The sequence below is a fragment of the Halomonas stenophila genome, from assembly GCF_014192275.1.
Classification (GTDB): Bacteria; Pseudomonadota; Gammaproteobacteria; order Pseudomonadales; family Halomonadaceae; genus Halomonas; species Halomonas stenophila.
This window is the reverse complement of sequence record NZ_JACHXR010000012.1, coordinates 1-17082: the sequence shown is the minus strand read 5'-3', so window position 1 is coordinate 17082 and position 17082 is coordinate 1. Positions and strand designations below refer to the sequence as shown.

The following is a 17082-nucleotide window of genomic DNA, read 5'->3' as shown; positions in this document are numbered from 1 at the left end:
GGCACCCTGGCCACCCCCTCGGCGTTGCGGCGAACGGCGCGTCAGGCCAGGCGCTCGACCAGGCCGCCGATGGCGTGACGGGCCTCGGCGAGGGCGGCCTCGCGCTGGGTCTCGCCCATGGCGAGCCCCTCGGCGAACACCACGTCCACCTCGCGTATGCCCATCAGGCCGAGCATGTGCTTGAGGTGCGGCGTCTGGCTGTCGAGTTCGCTGCCGGCGTACTGACCGCCCCGGGCCGCGAGGATCACCGCCCGCTTGCCCTCGACCAGCCCCTGCGGGCCATTCTCGGTGTAGCGGAAGGTCTTGCCGGCGCGCATCACGCGGTCGAACCAGGCCTTCATCTGGGAGGGAATACCCAGGTTGTAGAGCGGCACCGCCAGCACCAGGACGTCGTGAGCCAGCAGTTCCTCGATCAGGCCGTCGGAGCGGGCCGCCAGCTCGCGCTGGGCGGCCGAGCACTCCTCGGCCGGCAACTGCCAGCTGGCGAGTTCCGGCTGGGTCAGGTGCGGCAGGTCGTCGGCTACCAGGTCGCGAGTGGTCACCTCGAGGCCTTCCACCCCGGCGGCCTGGGCCTGGAAGTGCTCGGCCAGGCTCTGGGAGTTGCCGGCGAGAATGGAAGAGGTCAGAACGAGGGCGCGGGTCATGGCGATCTCCTTACCGGGTTAACGTAGGAATGATCACCATTATATGTTCGTTTTTATCGATGATAAGCGCAAAATACTGCGCAATTCATTCGATAAAAACGAATCATGGCGCGATCCCCTGGCCACACCCCCGATAGACCTCGTCGCTCAGGGTCAGCGTCACCCGCGCCGGCCAGGGCTGGCCGCTCATGTCGTCGAAGCAGGCCTTGGCCTCGATGCGCAGCGTGAAGGGCCGCGCCGCCTGGCCACTGGCCAGGATCACCCGCCCGGCGCCGTTGTCGAGGGTGGTCACCCGGTAGGGCAGGGTCACCTGGCGGTTGCCGTAGTCCAGGGACATATCGATCTCGGGCACGTCGTTGGCCAGCTGGATGCGCCAGCCCGGCTCGTTGCCGCGGCCGTGGAACATCACGCCGGGATGGCCGTCCCGGGTGAGGGTGTCCATGGCGATGTCCTGCTCGCAGTCCAACCGGCCCCGCTGGCTCTCGACCAGCGCCTCGCCCCCCTTCAGCCAGACACTCAGCTCGCCCTGCTGATAGCGGCTGCCACTGGCCACCACGGCCGGCTCGAGGCGCGCGGCGCCATGGGCGGACCACAGCCGCATTTCCTCCTCGCCGACGGCGGTGACCAGGTCCTGGGCCGGGGTGCAGCGCCAGCCGACCAGCCGGTCCGCCTCGCCGGGAAACAGCGACGAGGGCAGCAGCGGCGCCTTGGGGGCGGCATCGCCCTCCTCACCATCGTCGGACGCCGTCGGCGGCTCGGGAGCGGGCTCGGGGGCCGGCGCGTTCACGTAGGTGACACAGCCGGACAGCCCCAGCGCCATCAGCAACGGCAGGGCAATCAGCAGAGACGGGACACGAGGCATGGGGATGACTCCTTGTACGATGAGATTCCTCGGCGCGCCCGCCCTGTCGGCGATCCCCGACAGGGCGGGTGCGGCCCGCCACAGAATAACAGCCGCCGAGCGGTTTCGCTCCGCCCGGCGGGTAGGCATCAGGACTGCCATGGTCGATTCTCCGCTCGGGGCTACTCCGTCGACAGGCCTCCGAGAGGGCGCTGTAAACCCGTCCTTGGGCGCTACCGACGCCATCCATGGCGTAGGACCCTCTCTTCGACCTGTCCCCGGCGCCCCTCGGCATGCTGCTGGTTCCCTGGACAGACCTCAGCCGTGACGCTCACGCAGTATCCGGGCGGCCTCGACCATATTGGCCAGCGCCGGTTCCACCTCGGCCCAGCCGCGGGTCTTGAGACCGCAGTCCGGGTTGACCCATAGTCGGTCGACGGCGATGCGCTCGGCGGCCTTGTCCATCAGGGTCACCATCCAGTCGACCTCGGGGAGGTTGGGCGAATGGATATCGTAGACGCCCGGCCCGATCTCGTTGGGATAGTCGAAGTCGCGGAAGGCATCGAGCAGCTCCATGTCGGAGCGAGAGGTCTCGATGGTGATGACATCGGCGTCCAGGGCGGCGATGGCGGCGATGATGTCGTTGAACTCCGAGTAGCACATATGGGTGTGGATCTGGGTGGCGTCGTCGGCCACCGCGGCAGTGAGCCGGAAACAGTCCACCGCCCAGTCCAGATAGCCCTGCCACTCGGCGCTGCGCAGCGGCAGCCCCTCGCGCAGCGCCGGCTCGTCGATCTGGATGGCGGCGATCGCCGCGGCCTCCAGGTCGGCCACCTCGTCGCGCAGCGCCAGGGCGATCTGCCGGCAGGTGGTCGCCCGGGGCTGGTCGTCACGCACGAAGGACCACTGCAGGACGGTCACCGGGCCGGTGAGCATGCCCTTCATGGGCCGCTCGGTGAGCGACTGGGCGTAGCGGCTCCAGCGCACGGTCATCGGCGCCGGGCGGGCCACGTCGCCGAACAGGATCGGCGGCTTGACGCAGCGCGAGCCATAGCTCTGTACCCAACCGAAGCGGGTGAAGGCGAAGCCGTCGAGCCGTTCGCCGAAGTACTCGACCATGTCGTTGCGCTCGGCCTCGCCGTGCACCAGCATGTCGAGCCCCAGCGCCTCCTGGCGGGCCACCGCCGCGGCGATCTCGGCCTCCATGCGCGCCTCGTAGTCGGCGCCGGAGAGCTCGCCGGCCTTGTGGGCGCGACGCGCCTGGCGGATCTCCGCGGTCTGCGGGAAGGAGCCGATGGTGGTGGTGGGGAACAGCGGCAGGTCGAGGCGACGCCGCTGCGCCCGGGCCCGCCCGCCATGGGGACTGGCCCGCTCGCTGTCGGCGGCGGTCACCGCGGCCAGTCGCTCGGCCACCGCCGGACGGTGGATGCGCGGCGAGGCGCGCCGGGCGGCCAGCGCCTCGCCGGCCTCGGCCAGGCGGGCCTCGTCCCCGGCCGTCAGGCGGGCATCCAGGGCCCGGCCCAGCAACACCGTCTCGTCGAGCTTCTGGCGGGCGAAGGCCAGCCAGCCCTTGAGCTCGGCATCCAGCTCGCGAGACTCAGGTTCGGCGGCCAGGTCCACCGGCACGTGCAGCAGCGAGCAGCTCGGCGCCAGCCACAGCCGCTCGCCCAGCCGGGCCGCCAGCGGCGTCAGCCATTCGCGCAACGCGGCCAGGTCGGCCCGCCAGACGTTGCGCCCGTCGATCACGCCGAGCGACAGCACCTTGTGGGGCAGCAGCCGGTCGACCACGACCTCGACCTGCTCGGGCGCGCGCACCGCGTCCAGGTGCAGGCCGTCCACCGGCAGGCCCACGGTCAGCGACAGGTTGTCGCCCAGGCCGCCGAAATAGGTCGAGAGCAGCAGCTTGACCGGCGCCGCCTGGAGGCGGTGATAGGCCCGCTCGTAGGCCTGCTGCCAGGCCGGAGGCAGGTCCTGCACCAGGGCCGGCTCGTCGAGCTGCACCCAGCTCACGCCCTGGTCGGCCAGCCGCGTGAGCACCTGGCCGTAGACCTCGAGCACCTCGTCGAGCAGGCTCAGGCGGTCGAAGGTCTCGGCCGCCTCGCCGCGGGCCTTGCCCAGCCACAGCCAGGTCAGCGGGCCGGTCAGGGCCACCTTGACCGCGTGGCCGTCGGCCCTGGCCTCCTCGACCTCGTCGAACAGCCGCGAGCTGGCCAGGCGGAAGCGCTGCCCCGGGTGCAGTTCGGGGACCAGGTAGTGGTAGTTGGTATCGAAGTACTTGGTCATCTCGCAGGCCGCGGCGGGCTCGCCGCTGGGCGCCCGGCCCCGCGCCATGCGGAAGGCGGTATCCAGGTCCACCTCGCCGCGGGCCAGCTCGTCCCCGGCGGCGAAGCGGTCGGGCACCGCCCCGAGCAGCGTGGAGACATCGAGCACCTGATCATAGAAGGCGAAGTCGCCCACGGTGACGAGGTCCAGGCCGGCCTCGCGCTGCGCCGCCCAGTGGCGCTGGCGCAGCTCGCGTCCCGTGGCCTCCAGGGCCTCGCGATCGCTCTCGCCCTTCCAGTAGGCCTCGGTGGCCTTCTTCAGCTCGCGGTCGGCGCCGATGCGCGGATACCCGAGTACATGAGCCAATGTCATGATGAAGCCCTGTATTCATGAATGATGGTACACAGTCTCGCTAGCCACCACTCCTGAATCAAACTAAACTTATTAATCTTAAACATGAACAAAGCTCAGGATCATGCTCGAACTCCGCCACCTCCGCACCCTGGTCGCCCTGCGCGACGCCGGCTCCCTGGTGGAAGCCGCCGAACGGGTGCACCTGACCCAGTCCGCCCTCTCTCACCAGATCAAGGACCTGGAGGAGCGGCTGGGCAGCCCGCTGTTCCTGCGCAAGACCCGCCCGGTGGAGTTCACCCGGGCCGGCCTGCGCCTGCTGACGCTGGCCGAGCAGGTCCTGCCCCAGGTGCGCATGGCCGAGCGCGACCTGGCGCGCCTGGCCGGCAACGAGCAGGGCCGGCTGCACATGGCCATCGAGTGCCACAGCTGCTTCCAGTGGCTGATGCCCACCGTGGATCACTTCCGCGATCACTGGCCGGAAGTGGAGATCGACATCCCCGGCGGCCATCACTTCGAGCCGCTGCCCTCCCTGGCCCGGGAGCAGCTCGACCTGGTGATCACCGCCGACCCCCAGCCGTTGCCCGGGGTGCACTACGAGCCGCTGTTCCGCTACGAGGGCTTGCTCGCCGTGGCCCGCCAGCATCCCCTGGCCGGCCGGCCCTTCGTGGTACCCGCCGACCTGGTCGAGGAGACCCTGATCACCTATCCGGTGGAGCACGCGCGGCTGGATGTCTTCACCCAGTTCCTCGACCCGGCCGGGATCAGGCCCAAGGAGGTGCGCACCGCCGAGCTGACCATCATGATGATGCAGCTGGTGGCCAGCGGACGCGGCGTCTGCGCCCTGCCCAACTGGGCCCTGACCGAGTACCTCGAGCGGGACTACGTGAAGGCCGTGCCGCTGGGGGAGCAGGGGGTCTGGAGCACGCTGTTCGCGGCGATCCGCGAGGAGACCCGCGAGGCCCCCTGGATGGAGGACTTCCTGCGCACCGCCCGGGAGACGTCCTTCGCGGTGCTGGAGGGGATCAAGCCGGCCTGACCCGGGCTCAGGCGTCCGGGTGGGGATCGCGCTGGGGCAGCAGCAGCGTGAAGCGAGCACCGCCCAGCGACGGGCTGGCATCCACCATGACGCTGCCGCCATGCCAGGCCATGACCTTCTGCACGATGGACAGCCCCAGGCCATAGCCGCCGGAGCGCCGGGCACGGCTGTCGTCGAGCCGGGCGAAGGGCTTGAAGATCTCGCTGCGCGCCGCCGCCGGCACGCCGGGACCGTCATCCTCCACGTCGATCCGCACCAGCCGCGGTTCGCCGTGGATCCGGACCATCACCCGGGACTGGGCATGGCGGCAGGCGTTGGCCACCAGGTTCTGCAGTGCCCGCTGCAGGTAGCGGGGCTCCACCGCGGCCTCCACCTCGTCTCCCGGGATCAGGGTGATGGCCAGCTGGCCATGCAGCGGACGCAGCCCCTCGATGACCCGCTCCGCCATCACCCGGCACTCCACCGGCGTGGTCTTCAGCTCGGCCCCGTTGGCCGCCTCGCTGCCCAGGCGCGCATAGGTGAGGATCTCGTCGACCAGGTCGTCCAGTTCGGCGATGTCGGTATCCACCCCCTGCAGCTGGCGGCGCACCGCCGGGTCGTCGGTCATGTCCTCGACCATCTGCACCGCGAAGCGGATGCGCGCCACCGGGGTGCGCAGCTCGTGGGAGACCGCCCGGATCATGTCCTGCTGGGCACGCAGCAGCGACTGCACCTGGGCCGCCATGCCGTTCAGCGCCATGCCCAGGCGTCCCACGAAGTCGCTGCCCTCGACCTTGACCCGGGTATCCAGGCGCCCCGCGGCGATCCGCGTAGCGGCGAGCTCGAGCCGTGACATGCGCGCCTCGACGCTGCGCACGATCAGGTAGATGATCACCGCCAGCACGCCGAGCAGCATCATCAACAGCAGCAGCAGCAGCGAGGCGGGCAGCGGCTCGAAGGCATGGAGGGGGCCCACCTCCACCCACTGCCTGTCGCCGTCCTCGTCCGTCAGGCGCAGATACAGCGACATGGCCCAGCGCTGCGGCAGCAGGCGGATCACCACCTCGGTATCCCCCAGCTCGGCGAGCTGGGGGGGCGCGAGGCCCTCGGGCGGGGTGTCGGAGAGGTGCAGCATGATCGCCGAGCTCTGCAGCATCGCGAGCCGGTCCCGGCGCTGGGCCGGCTCGGTGGCCAGCAACCAGTCGCCGAGCAGTTCGGCCAGCCCCACCAGCTGGTGCTCGGTCAGGTTGGCCAGCTCGACCCGCAGCAGGCGAGACTCGCCGGGCAGCTTGCGGAGCAGCCGCCAGCCCTGGGTCTCCGTCTGGTGCGCCAGGGTATGCCCGGCCTCGAGGCGCGCCCCCGCGAAGTAGCCGACGGGATAGTCGCCCAGGTCGTGGAGGGTCATGGAGATCTCGAGCCGCTCGCTCAGGCGCACCAGCCAGGCCCCGCGTTCCTCGGCGGGCAGGGCCGACAGCTGGGCGGTGAACAGCGTCATCGGCGCGTCGGCCAGTTGCTCCTGATAGTGCTGACGGCGCACCTTGTCGACCACGGTGATGGTCAGCAGCGCCAGGGCGAAGATCATCACCAGCGCCAGTGCCATGAGGACATAGACCCGCAGGAAGGTGCTGTCGGCCAGGGCCCTTGGCAGGAGGCGGGAAGGCATCAGATGTCCTTGACGAACAGATAGCCCTTGCTGCGCACCGTCTTGATCCGCTGCGGCTGATTGGGGTCATCACCGATCTTGGGGCGGATGCGCGAGACGCGGACGTCGATGGAGCGGTCCTGGCCATCGTACTTGATGCCCCGCAACTGCGAGAAGATCTCCTCGCGGGTCAGCACCCGGCCGGCGTTGCAGGCCAGCAGCCACAGCAGGTCGAACTCGGCGCTGGTCAGGTCGATGCGCTCGCCGGACAGGAAGGCCTCGCGGGTCGAGTTGTCGATCTCCAGCTCGCCGAAGGTCAGGCGCGGCTCCTCGCTCGCGGCACTCGGCTCGCGGCGGCGCAGCAGGGCGCGCATGCGCGCCAGCAGTACCCGCGGCTGGACCGGCTTGGGCACATAGTCGTCGGCGCCCATCTCGAGGCCCAGCACCTGATCCATGTCATCGGTGCGGGCGGTCAGCATCAGGATCGGGCCGGGGTAGTCCGAGCGCACCCGGCGACAGATCGACAGGCCGTCCTCGCCGGGCAGCATCAGGTCCAGGATCACCAGGTCCGGCTGCAGGGTGAGGATCCGCTCGACGCCATGGGCGCCGTCGGCCTCCAGGGTCACCCGGAAGCCATTGGCCTCCAGGTAGTCGCGGGTCAGCTCGGCCAGCCGCTCATCGTCCTCGATGATCAGCACATGATCCTGCTCGTGGGGGTCAACGCTGTCGTCCATTCTTCTCTGCCTACCTCGACGGGCCGATGTTCAGGGACGCCGGCGCTTTCGACCGGCTTGTGCTCAAGGATACCCGACAAACCCCCGCTTCGCTCACCCGCCCCCCTGCCGCGATGCAGCGAAGGGCCCAACCATGCGGGCTGGCGAGGAGGCCAAAACCACCCCCCGGAAGGACACAGCTCATCCACAAGTTATCCACTTGATGGCCGAGCAAAAGCACACTATCTTGTGCTCGACCTCGGCGAGGACACCACATCCTGTGCCATAGCAATCACTCTCATAGCTGTCAACCGTCGCCGTCCGGCGGCCTTCGACCACCCGACACACCAAGGTAGGGAACCCCGGCGCCATGGATACCACCGCTACTCCGGACCGTCCGTCCGTCTCCGTTACCGCACCGCAGACCCTGCGTGTCATCAAGCGCACCGGCGATGTGGTGCCCTTCGATGCCGGCAAGATCGCCGTGGCCCTGAGCAAGGCCTTCATCGCCGTGGAGGGCGACAACGCCGCCACCTCCTCGCGGGTGCGCGACTTCGTGCAGCGCGCCTCCGAGGGCATCGCCCAGGCCTTCCAGCGTCGCATGCCCGACGGGGGCACCGTCCACATCGAGGACATCCAGGACCAGGTCGAGCTGGCGCTGATGCGCGCCGGCGAGCAGAAGGTGGCCCGCGCCTACGTGCTCTACCGCGAGGAGCACGCCCGCGCCCGCGCCGAGGCCGGCGGCGACATCGAGAAGCCGCACCCGACCCTCAACGTCACCGCCGTCGACGGCAGCACCCGCCCGCTGGACCTGGGCCGGGTCGAGACCCTGGTCTTCGACGCCTGCGAGGGCCTGGCCAACGTCGAGCCGGGCAAGATCGTCGACGACTCCCTGAAGAACCTCTACGACGGCGTGACCGTGGACGGCGTCTCCCAGGCGCTGATGATGACCGCGCGCACCCTGGTGGAGAAGGACCCCAACTACACCTACGTCACCGCCCGTCTGCTGCAGGACAACCTGCGCCGCGAGGCGCTGTCGTTCCTGGGCATCGCCGACGAGGCGACCTACCAGGAGATGGCCGACTACTACAAGCTGGCCTTCCAGGCCTACATCGAGAAGGGCATCGAGTTCGAGCAGCTCGACCCGCGGCTGGCCGAGTTCGACCTCGAGCGCCTGGGCGATGCCCTGGATCACACCCGCGACGCCCAGTTCACCTACCTGGGCCTGCAGACCCTCTACGACCGCTACTTCATCCACCGCGACGAGGTGCGCTACGAGCTGCCCCAGGTGATGTTCATGCGCGTCGCCATGGGCCTGGCGCTCAACGAGGACGACCGCGAGGCGCGGGCCATCGAGTTCTACGAGCTGCTCTCCAGCTTCGACTACATGGCCTCCACCCCGACCCTGTTCAACTCGGGCACGGTACGCAGCCAGCTCTCCAGCTGCTACCTGACCACCGTGCCGGACGACCTGGACAGCATCTACAGCGCCATCCGCGACAACGCCCTGCTCTCCAAGTGGGCCGGCGGCCTGGGCAACGACTGGACCCCGGTGCGCGCGCTGGGCTCCTACATCAAGGGCACCAACGGCAAGTCCCAGGGCGTGGTGCCGTTCCTCAAGGTGGTCAACGACACCGCCGTGGCCGTCAACCAGGGCGGCAAGCGCAAGGGCGCGGTGTGCGCCTACCTGGAGAGCTGGCACCTCGACCTCGAGGAGTTCCTCGAGCTCCGCAAGAACACCGGTGACGACCGTCGTCGTACCCATGACATGAACACCGCCAACTGGGTGCCGGACCTGTTCATGAAGCGGGTCTTCGACGACCAGGAGTGGACCCTGTTCTCGCCGGCCACCTGCCCGGACCTCCACGACCTGTACGGCGCCGCCTTCGAGAAGCGCTACCAGGAATACGAGGAGATGACCCGTAACGGCCACCTCAAGCTGTTCAAGCGCGTCAAGGCCAAGGACCTGTGGCGCAAGATGCTCTCGATGCTGTTCGAGACCGGCCACCCCTGGATCACCTTCAAGGATCCCTGCAACCTGCGCAGCCCGCAGCAGCACGCCGGCGTGGTCCACAGCTCCAACCTGTGCACCGAGATCACCCTGAACACCTCGCCCGACGAGATCGCGGTGTGCAACCTGGGGTCCATCAACCTGGCCCAGCACGTCACCGACGGTGAGTTCGACGGCGCCAAGCTGCAGAAGACCGTGCGCACCGCCGTGCGCATGCTCGACAACGTCATCGACATCAATTACTACGCGGTGCCCCAGGCGGAGCGTTCCAACTTCAGGCATCGCCCGGTGGGCCTGGGCATCATGGGCTTCCAGGACGCCCTCTACGCCCAGGACATCGCCTACGCCTCCGAGGGGGCCGTGAGCTTCGCCGACCGCTCCATGGAGCTAGTCAGCTACCACGCCATCGAGGCCTCCGCCGACCTGGCCGCCGAACGCGGCCGCTACCAGAGCTTCGAGGGCTCGCTGTGGGACCAGGGCATCCTGCCCATCGACTCCATCGAGAAACTGAAGCAGGAGCGCGGCGAGAAGTACATCGAGGTCGACACCTCCGCGACCCAGGACTGGGAGCGCATCCGCGAGAAGATCGCCGCCCAGGGCATGCGCAACTCCAACGTCATGGCCATCGCCCCGACCGCGACCATCTCCAATATCTGCGGCGTCTCGCAGTCGATCGAGCCGACCTACCAGAACCTGTTCGTCAAATCGAACCTGTCGGGCGAGTTCACCGTGGTCAACGCCTACATGGTCAACGACCTCAAGGACCGCGGCCTGTGGGACGAGGTCATGATCAACGACCTCAAGTACTACGACGGCAGCGTCCAGCCCATCGACCGCATCCCGGCCGACCTCAAGGCCAAGTACGCCACCGCCTTCGAGATGGAGCCCAAGTGGTTGGTCGAGGCCGCCGCCCGGCGCCAGAAGTGGATCGACCAGGCGCAGTCGCTGAACCTCTACATCAAGGGCGTCTCCGGCAAGAAGCTGGACGTGACCTATCGCATGGCCTGGTTCCGCGGCCTCAAGACCACCTACTACCTGCGCGCCTTGGGCGCCACCTCGGTGGAGAAGTCCACCGTGGACCGCGGCAACCTCAACGCGGTGAGCAACGCCTCGCCCGGCGCGGGCCCCTCCGCCGCCCCGGAGCCGACGCCGGAGCCCTCTGCGCATGGAGAGCCCAAGGGCATCGACGACTTCCTGCAGGGCAAGGGCGGCAGCGGCTCCCGGGCGCCCTCGGCGGGCGACATGGACGAGCTGGGCTGCGAGGCCTGCCAGTAACGACCAAGAAGGAAGAGGGAAGGCGGCGCGGCGCGCCGATGAAGAGGGAAGGCCCACGCCCCTTCTTCCGCCCGAAGGGCGCTTCCTTCTTGTCTCTTCCACCTCCGAGGAACGAGGAAGAACATGATCGATTGGAACGAGTTCCACGAAGACACGATTGACGACAATAGCGCGGTCGCCGAGACGCCTCAGCCGGCACCCGCTCCGCAGCCCGCCGCGCCCCAGGCCGAGGCGCCCGCCGCCGAGGTCCGCGACAGCGCCGGCGCCTACCAGGTCGCCGACCGGGACCGCCTGGCCCGCGCCCAGCAGTCCCTCGAGGAGCTCGACGTGGCCGCCGGCCTCGAAGAGCTGGAAGTGGGGGCGGCGCGCATCGACGTCGACGACAAGCGCATGATCAACGCTCGCGCCGACCTCAACCAGTTGGTGCCCTTCAAGTACGAGTGGGCCTGGCAGAAGTACCTGGACGGCAGCGCCAATCACTGGATGCCCCAGGAAGTGAACATGAACGCCGACATCGCGTTATGGAAGAGCGCGGACGGCCTCACCGAGGACGAGCGCCGCATCGTCGAGCGCAGCCTGGGCTACTTCTCCACCGCCGACTCGCTGGTGGCCAACAACCTGGTGCTGGCGGTCTACCGCCTGATCACCAACCCCGAGTGCCGCCAGTACCTGCTGCGCCAGGCCTTCGAGGAGGCGATCCACACCCACGCCTACCAGTACTGCGTGGAGTCGCTGGGCATGGACGAGGGCGAGGTCTTCAACATGTACCGCGAGGTGCCCTCGGTGTCGGCCAAGTCCGCCTGGAGCCTCAAGCACACCCAGTCGCTGGCGCGCCCGGACTTCCACACCGGCACCCCGGAGACCGACCAGGAGCTGCTGCGCAACCTGATCGCCTTCTACTGCGTCACCGAAGGCATCTTCTTCTACTGCGGCTTCAGCCAGATCCTCTCCATGGGCCGGCGCAACAAGATGACCGGCGTTGCCGAGCAGTTCCAGTACATCCTGCGCGACGAGTCGATGCACCTGAACTTCGGCGTCGACATGATCAACCAGATCAAGATCGAGAACCCGCACCTGTGGACCCCCGAGTTCCAGGACGAGGTCACCCAGATGATCCTCGAGGGCACCGAGCTGGAGATCGCCTACGCGCGCGACACCATGCCCCGCGGCGTGCTGGGCATGAACGCGGCGATCATGGAGGAGTACCTGCACTTCATCTGCAACCGCCGCCTGGCGCAGATCGGCCTCAAGGAGCAGTTCCCGGGCGCCGAGAACCCCTTCCCGTGGATGAGCGAGATCATCGACCTGCGCAAGGAGAAGAACTTCTTCGAGACCCGCGTCACCGAGTATCAGGTGGGTGGCGCACTGAGCTGGGATTGATCACGACGACACGCGGAGGCCTTGGCATGATGACACCGGCGAATCGATACCGCATTTCCCGGGAGCCCGTCGTCGGGCACGTCCCATGGCCTCCCGCGGCCGGAAGCCGGGCTCTCGCCGGCCGGCTTCCATCCCGATGATGACGCCCCGTCCGGTTCCGCCGGGCGGGGCGTTTTTCATGAGTTCCGGGCAGCCGCACCGCCCGGGCGACGCCTGGTCCCAGGCGACACAATGGAGGGCAATCCGATGCATGCAACCCAACACAGCACCACCCATCGCGACCCCCGGGCGTGGCAATCGGCCCTGGACCGCGCCCTGGCGGCCCATGGCGACGCGGTCGCCCTGGCCCACTACCCCCATGTGGCCAACGCCTTTCCCTCGTCGTCCCCCAACCCCTATACCCGGGAGCATCCGCTGCTCGACTACCGCGAGCTGAAGGCCTGGGCGACCCGCCGCGGCTGGCACGTGCGCCCGGCACCGGAGCAGGCGTCCAGGGAGGAACGCTACCGCCCGCCGGTGCGCTTCACTCGCCAGCCCCCCGGGGGCAGGCAGCGCCCACACTGAGCCGATAGCCGTGGACCGCGCGAGTCCCTCTCCACCAGTGCTGGCGCCGGCGCGGGCCTCATGCCCGCGCCTGGGCGCACACGCCAGGAGGCAGAAAGATTGATTCCATGCCCTTCGCATGAGAGTTTTTCACTCGAGATCCGGTCGTTGCAGGACTGACGGTGAAAACAACAAGAAGGGTAATCAATGAAGGGCAATGACCCCCTCCCCCCGCTCTCCTGGGACTCTCGGCGCATCCAGCTTCAGGGCTTCATGACGGGGTTGCACCAGCTCGAGTGGTTGCTCGTCACTCTGATCGTCCTCTACCTGGCGATCATTGGCGCCCCGGATGAGAATAGCCATTGGCTGCTGATCACCACGGCGCTCTATTTCGGCTTTAGCCTGATCGCCAGCCGGCTGCAGTTCTTCGGCAGCCGGCACCGTTGGCTGTTGGCCATTCATACCTGGGTCATGATTGGCTTCATCACCTGGTTTCTCCACAGCACCCAGGGGGTCTCCGGCCCCCTCACGAGCCTCTACCTGCTGGCGGTGGTAACCAGTGCCCTGACGCTTGGGGTGCTGGCCACCATGTTGGAGGTCATGGTGATCGGTGCCTGCGTGCTGCTGCTGTTCGAGCTTGGCGACCAGAACCTCACGGCGCCGTCCAACCTGTCCCTCGTCAGCATCAACCTCATCGCCTTCCTCATCGTCGGTTACCTGACATCGGCGCTGGTCGACGGGATCCAGGTATCCAATCGAATGCTGCTCGAGATGGCCAGCCGGGATCCCCTGACCGGCCTGTTCAACCGCCGCGCCTTCAACGACCTGGTGCAGCCGATTCACGCGATGGCCAGGCGGTCACGACGCCCCTACAGCATCGTGGTCATCGACATGGATGGCCTCAAGGACATCAACGATACCCAGGGCCACGGGGCCGGAGACCACATCATCACGGCCCTGGCCCAACAGCTCACGGACCACACGCGCAGCAGCGATCTGCTGGCTCGCTATGGTGGCGACGAGTTTGTCATCATGCTGCCGGACACCGATGCCAGGGGCGCGGTGAGGATGTTACATCGCCTGATCACCGATCCGGGCGAACAGGCCTCACCGATCAGTATCGGGGTGGCTTCCTACCCCGAACATGGCGACAGTTTCGAAAGCCTCTTCGCTCACGCCGATCAAGCGATGTACGCCAGCAAGGCGTCGGGGGGCAACCGCATACGCGTCCACGGTGCGCCACAGGCGGCGTAAGGCACCGACAACCACGGCCTCGAGGCTCGCCGCGAGTTGGCGCGGGGGATCTCGTGCGTCAGGCGGGATACCGTTCCGTCATGCAGGCAACCACCTCTCACCAGTTGGTCACCCAGGCGGTATATTGCCAGCCCAGCCAGACCGCGAACCACAGCAGCAGCGCCTGGAGGGCACCGAGCGGGGTCAGGTGGTCGAGGAGGAAGTGCGAGACCTGGATGATCGCGAACACATAGATCAGGTCGAACAGCAGTTCGACATAACTGACCCGGGCCTCACGCCCGTCACGGATACGCATCAGGGGATGGGGCCTCAGCCCCGATGACGATGCTGACGACATGGTCGTTCCCGACTCCGATGATGGCTTTCCCTTTCAGGCCGCGGCATCGCCCCACCTCACCCGCCACCAGCCCAGCGCCACCGGCACGCCGAACAGGACGGCATGAACCAGCAGCTCTTCCCCCAGGGCATGGCCATGGGACAGGCCGACGCTCAGGTTCCAGGCACACACCGCCAGCCACACCAGGCTGAAGCCGACCATGGCCGGGGCTCGCCGCGCGACCGGGCAGTAGCGCAGGAGCAACAAGACGGCCGCCACGCCGAGGGCGATGATCAACAGGGTACGCATGAGGCAGCCTCGACCGGATGCATGATCGACATGCTCTTCAGCATAGACCGCGAGGCGAGAACGCCGTCGCTCGCCAATCAGTTCCGCCATCGTGACGACGGCGGCCGCGGCCGCTGCCGCCAGGCGAGCATCAGGACCAGCCCCGCCACCATCCCCGCCAGGTGGGCGAAGTGAGCCACGCCCTGGCGGGTGCCGGCGATACCGAACCACAGCTCGACCAGGCCGATGACGACCACGAAGTACTTGGCCTTCATCGGGATCGGCGGGATCAGCAACAGGATGTACTGGTTCGGATAGCGCATGCCGAAGGCCAGCAGCAGGGCGTAGATCCCCCCCGAGGCCCCCACCGTGGGGGCGTATTGCCCCATCGAGGCCACCATCAGCTGCACCGCCCCCGCCGCCAGCACGCACAGGAAATAGTAGAGGGCGAAGCGCTGGCTGCCCCAGTCACGTTCCAGGGGACTGCCGAACATCCACAGCACGAACATGTTGATGGCCAGGTGGAAGAGGCTGCCGTGGAGGAAGGCATAGCTCAGCAGCTGCCAGAGGTGGAATTCGCCCGTCGGCATGCCGACGGGCAGCGGCAGCGCCTCCGGCGGCGCCCCCAGGGGCCAGAGCGCGAGGTAGCGAAACATCGGCCCCGGCATGGCCAACTGCGCCAGAAAGGCCAGGCCATTCACCAGCAGCAGCAGGCCGATCACGGACGGCCCGCGACGCTCCCCCCATTCCGGGCCCTCACGTTCCCGTCGCATCCTCGCCCCTCCCGGTGAGCCGCTCGTCTTCAAGGTGGCGGCCCCGGGGCTCGGGCGCAACCCTCACGAGGATGCACCGTTTTCGCCCGCCTCGTCCCCGGCCGCCCGGGTCGTCGGGTGTCACTCCGCTCGGGACGGGGTATCCAGGGATATCGGTACCGTCACGTCGTCCTTCACGAGTTCCATCACGATATAGGAATGCGTCTGGTGCACGTTCGGCAGTCTGCCGATCTGCTGGCCCAGCACGGCTCGATACTCCGTGATGTCCTGGGTGCGCACCTTCAGCAGGTAATCGAAATTCCCCGCCACCATATAGCAGGCCTGCACCTCGGGAATCAGGCGCACCGCCCGATTGAATTGCTCGAGGGCATCCTCGCTGGTCTTGTCCAGGGTCACCTGCACCACCAGCACATGGCCCGCCCCCAACTGCTGCGGGTCCAGGTCGGCCCGATAACCGCGGATGATGCCGGCCTGCTCGAGCCGCCGCACGCGCTGGGCACAGGGCGTCTTGGTGAGATTCACCCGAGCGGCCAGCTCCACGATGGGCAAGCGTCCATGTTCCTGAAGTTGCTGGAGAATGCGTCGGTCGATGCGATCCAGTTGCCCACCCTTGCTAGCCATATTGCCTATCTGAACCTCATATTAAGGACAAAGGCAAATATCAACAGGATATTTTAGAGCCAATGCCTAGCCATAGTGGCTAACAATCAGGCTAGAAGGCTTCAGCAGGAACCGCCAGACCGCACCAGGTGAGGCCCGGCGTCTCACCTCGCGGGCAACGGCAGCCTTCTGGCCGGGCATGGCCCCCGGAAGGGGAGCGCCATCCGCCGCCTGCCATGACCGATCACACCGCGCCTGTCACAGGCGCCAGACCACGAGGGAGGATCGCGAAGCATCGGCTCGCTGCGGCACGACCAACAACAAGCCACGAAGCGCACTTCACACCGAAGGACAACCCCATGAAAGACACAACAACATCAATACGGTATCAAAAGCCCGGTCTGGCACTGGCCCTGACCCCCGTCGTTCTCACCCTGCTGGTGCTCGGCATCCAGCTGTTCTATTTCGGCGACTTCACGCCGCATATCCCCCTGGCCATCGGCCTGGCCATCACGGCCCTGGTGGGCATCAGGCTCGGCTTCAAGTGGAAGCATATCGAGGAAGGGGTCTTCCACGTCATCCACGTCTCCCTGCCCTCGGTGTCCGTGCTGATCTGCGTGGGCATGATCATCGGCGTGTGGATCGCCAGCGGTACCGTGCCGACCCTGATCTACTACGGCCTGACGCTGCTCTCGCCGACCATCTTCCTGGCCGCGGCCATGCTGCTCTGCTCGGTGGTCTCGGTGTCGCTGGGCACCTCGTGGGGCACCGTGGGCACGGTCGGCCTGGCGCTGATGGGCATCGGTGCGGGCTTCGACATCCCCATGTACTGGACCGCCGGCGCCGTCGTCTCGGGCGCCTTCTTCGGCGACAAGATCTCGCCGCTGTCGGACACCACCAACCTCGCCCCGGCCGTCACCGGCACCGACGTCTTCTCCCATATCAAGAACATGATGCCGACCACCATCCCGTCGATGCTGATCGCCTTCGTCATCTACCTGGTGGCGGGCTTCACCCTGATCGATGACCAGGCCGCCTCCTTCGACAAGATCACGGCCATCACCGCCGCGCTGGAAGCCAACTTCACCATCTCGCCCTGGCTGCTGCTGCCGGCGCTGCTGGTGATCGTGCTCGCCGTCAAGCGCATGCCGCCCATCCCCTCGCTGTTCGC

Annotated in this window: 15 protein-coding genes; 6 read left to right on the top strand and 9 right to left on the bottom strand. The window is 67.6% G+C overall.

The window, feature by feature from the left end; all coding sequences use genetic code 11:
• Positions 1-41: 41 nt before the first annotated feature.
• From FHR97_RS16265 to metE, 3 genes are all read right to left on the bottom strand, one after another.
• Positions 42-644 carry an FMN-dependent NADH-azoreductase gene (locus FHR97_RS16265; RefSeq protein ID WP_183384853.1) on the bottom strand — a complete coding sequence of 201 codons (603 nt, stop codon included), beginning with the start codon at positions 642-644 and terminating at the stop codon, positions 42-44.
• Positions 645-747: 103 nt separating this feature from the next.
• On the bottom strand, positions 748-1506 hold the full coding sequence (locus FHR97_RS16260; RefSeq protein WP_183384852.1) for a COG3650 family protein: 759 nt from the start codon (positions 1504-1506) through the stop codon (positions 748-750).
• Positions 1507-1803: 297 nt separating this feature from the next.
• Positions 1804-4119 (bottom strand): 5-methyltetrahydropteroyltriglutamate--homocysteine S-methyltransferase, encoded by a 2316-nt coding sequence (metE, locus tag FHR97_RS16255; protein ID WP_183384851.1) that lies wholly within the window; start codon positions 4117-4119, stop codon positions 1804-1806.
• A gap of 103 nt (positions 4120-4222) precedes the next feature.
• Here metE and FHR97_RS16250 point away from each other — a divergent pair, with 103 nt between their 5' ends.
• Entirely contained in the window at positions 4223-5137 is a 915-nt protein-coding gene (locus FHR97_RS16250; protein WP_183384850.1) for a LysR family transcriptional regulator, read from the top strand.
• Positions 5138-5144: 7 nt separating this feature from the next.
• On the opposite strand, the gene FHR97_RS16245 is transcribed toward FHR97_RS16250, so the two are convergent.
• Positions 5145-6779 (bottom strand): ATP-binding protein, encoded by a 1635-nt coding sequence (locus FHR97_RS16245; protein WP_183384849.1) that lies wholly within the window; start codon positions 6777-6779, stop codon positions 5145-5147.
• Positions 6779-7492 carry a winged helix-turn-helix domain-containing protein gene (locus FHR97_RS16240; protein WP_183384848.1) on the bottom strand — a complete coding sequence of 238 codons (714 nt, stop codon included), beginning with the start codon at positions 7490-7492 and terminating at the stop codon, positions 6779-6781. Before FHR97_RS16240 ends, FHR97_RS16245 begins: the two co-directional genes overlap by 1 nt.
• Positions 7493-7841: 349 nt before the next feature.
• Between FHR97_RS16240 and FHR97_RS16235 the strand changes: the two genes are divergently transcribed.
• The 4 genes from FHR97_RS16235 to FHR97_RS16220 all read left to right on the top strand — a co-directional run bounded on the left by FHR97_RS16235 (position 7842) and on the right by FHR97_RS16220 (position 13934).
• Entirely contained in the window at positions 7842-10757 is a 2916-nt protein-coding gene (locus tag FHR97_RS16235) for a ribonucleoside-diphosphate reductase subunit alpha (protein WP_183384847.1), read from the top strand.
• A gap of 123 nt (positions 10758-10880) precedes the next feature.
• Complete coding sequence (locus FHR97_RS16230; protein WP_183384846.1) at positions 10881-12137, top strand: ribonucleotide-diphosphate reductase subunit beta; 1257 nt, start codon at positions 10881-10883, stop codon at positions 12135-12137.
• A gap of 246 nt (positions 12138-12383) precedes the next feature.
• Positions 12384-12701 (top strand): hypothetical protein, encoded by a 318-nt coding sequence (locus tag FHR97_RS16225; protein WP_246404100.1) that lies wholly within the window; start codon positions 12384-12386, stop codon positions 12699-12701.
• A gap of 186 nt (positions 12702-12887) precedes the next feature.
• Complete coding sequence (locus FHR97_RS16220; RefSeq protein WP_183384844.1) at positions 12888-13934, top strand: GGDEF domain-containing protein; 1047 nt, start codon at positions 12888-12890, stop codon at positions 13932-13934.
• Positions 13935-14031: 97 nt separating this feature from the next.
• On the opposite strand, the gene FHR97_RS16215 is transcribed toward FHR97_RS16220, so the two are convergent.
• From FHR97_RS16215 to FHR97_RS16200, 4 genes are all read right to left on the bottom strand, one after another.
• Entirely contained in the window at positions 14032-14271 is a 240-nt protein-coding gene (locus tag FHR97_RS16215) for a low temperature requirement protein A (RefSeq protein ID WP_246404099.1), read from the bottom strand.
• A gap of 33 nt (positions 14272-14304) precedes the next feature.
• Positions 14305-14559, bottom strand: a complete 255-nt coding sequence (locus FHR97_RS16210; protein WP_183384843.1) for a hypothetical protein — start codon at positions 14557-14559, stop codon at positions 14305-14307.
• Positions 14560-14636: 77 nt separating this feature from the next.
• Positions 14637-15311: a rhomboid family intramembrane serine protease gene (locus FHR97_RS16205; protein ID WP_183384842.1), complete on the bottom strand. Its 675-nt coding sequence runs from the start codon at positions 15309-15311 to the stop codon at positions 14637-14639.
• A 120-nt stretch (positions 15312-15431) separates the two neighbouring features.
• A complete protein-coding gene (locus FHR97_RS16200) occupies positions 15432-15932 on the bottom strand; it encodes an Lrp/AsnC ligand binding domain-containing protein (protein ID WP_183384841.1) in 501 nt (166 codons plus the stop codon).
• 338 nt (positions 15933-16270) lie between these two features.
• Between FHR97_RS16200 and FHR97_RS16195 the strand changes: the two genes are divergently transcribed.
• Positions 16271-17082 (top strand): Na+/H+ antiporter NhaC family protein (locus FHR97_RS16195; RefSeq protein ID WP_281380499.1); only part of this gene is annotated, 812 nt, incomplete at its 3' end.

Coding starts and splice junctions, on each gene's coding strand:
- FHR97_RS16265 (WP_183384853.1), bottom strand. CDS start 644: ATGACCCGCGCCCTCGTTCTGACCTCTTCCATTCTCGCCGGCAACTCC.
- FHR97_RS16260 (WP_183384852.1), bottom strand. CDS start 1,506: ATGCCTCGTGTCCCGTCTCTGCTGATTGCCCTGCCGTTGCTGATGGCG.
- metE (WP_183384851.1), bottom strand. CDS start 4,119: ATGACATTGGCTCATGTACTCGGGTATCCGCGCATCGGCGCCGACCGC.
- FHR97_RS16250 (WP_183384850.1), top strand. CDS start 4,223: ATGCTCGAACTCCGCCACCTCCGCACCCTGGTCGCCCTGCGCGACGCC.
- FHR97_RS16245 (WP_183384849.1), bottom strand. CDS start 6,779: ATGCCTTCCCGCCTCCTGCCAAGGGCCCTGGCCGACAGCACCTTCCTG.
- FHR97_RS16240 (WP_183384848.1), bottom strand. CDS start 7,492: ATGGACGACAGCGTTGACCCCCACGAGCAGGATCATGTGCTGATCATC.
- FHR97_RS16235 (WP_183384847.1), top strand. CDS start 7,842: ATGGATACCACCGCTACTCCGGACCGTCCGTCCGTCTCCGTTACCGCA.
- FHR97_RS16230 (WP_183384846.1), top strand. CDS start 10,881: ATGATCGATTGGAACGAGTTCCACGAAGACACGATTGACGACAATAGC.
- FHR97_RS16225 (WP_246404100.1), top strand. CDS start 12,384: ATGCATGCAACCCAACACAGCACCACCCATCGCGACCCCCGGGCGTGG.
- FHR97_RS16220 (WP_183384844.1), top strand. CDS start 12,888: ATGAAGGGCAATGACCCCCTCCCCCCGCTCTCCTGGGACTCTCGGCGC.
- FHR97_RS16215 (WP_246404099.1), bottom strand. CDS start 14,271: ATGTCGTCAGCATCGTCATCGGGGCTGAGGCCCCATCCCCTGATGCGT.
- FHR97_RS16210 (WP_183384843.1), bottom strand. CDS start 14,559: ATGCGTACCCTGTTGATCATCGCCCTCGGCGTGGCGGCCGTCTTGTTG.
- FHR97_RS16205 (WP_183384842.1), bottom strand. CDS start 15,311: ATGCGACGGGAACGTGAGGGCCCGGAATGGGGGGAGCGTCGCGGGCCG.
- FHR97_RS16200 (WP_183384841.1), bottom strand. CDS start 15,932: ATGGCTAGCAAGGGTGGGCAACTGGATCGCATCGACCGACGCATTCTC.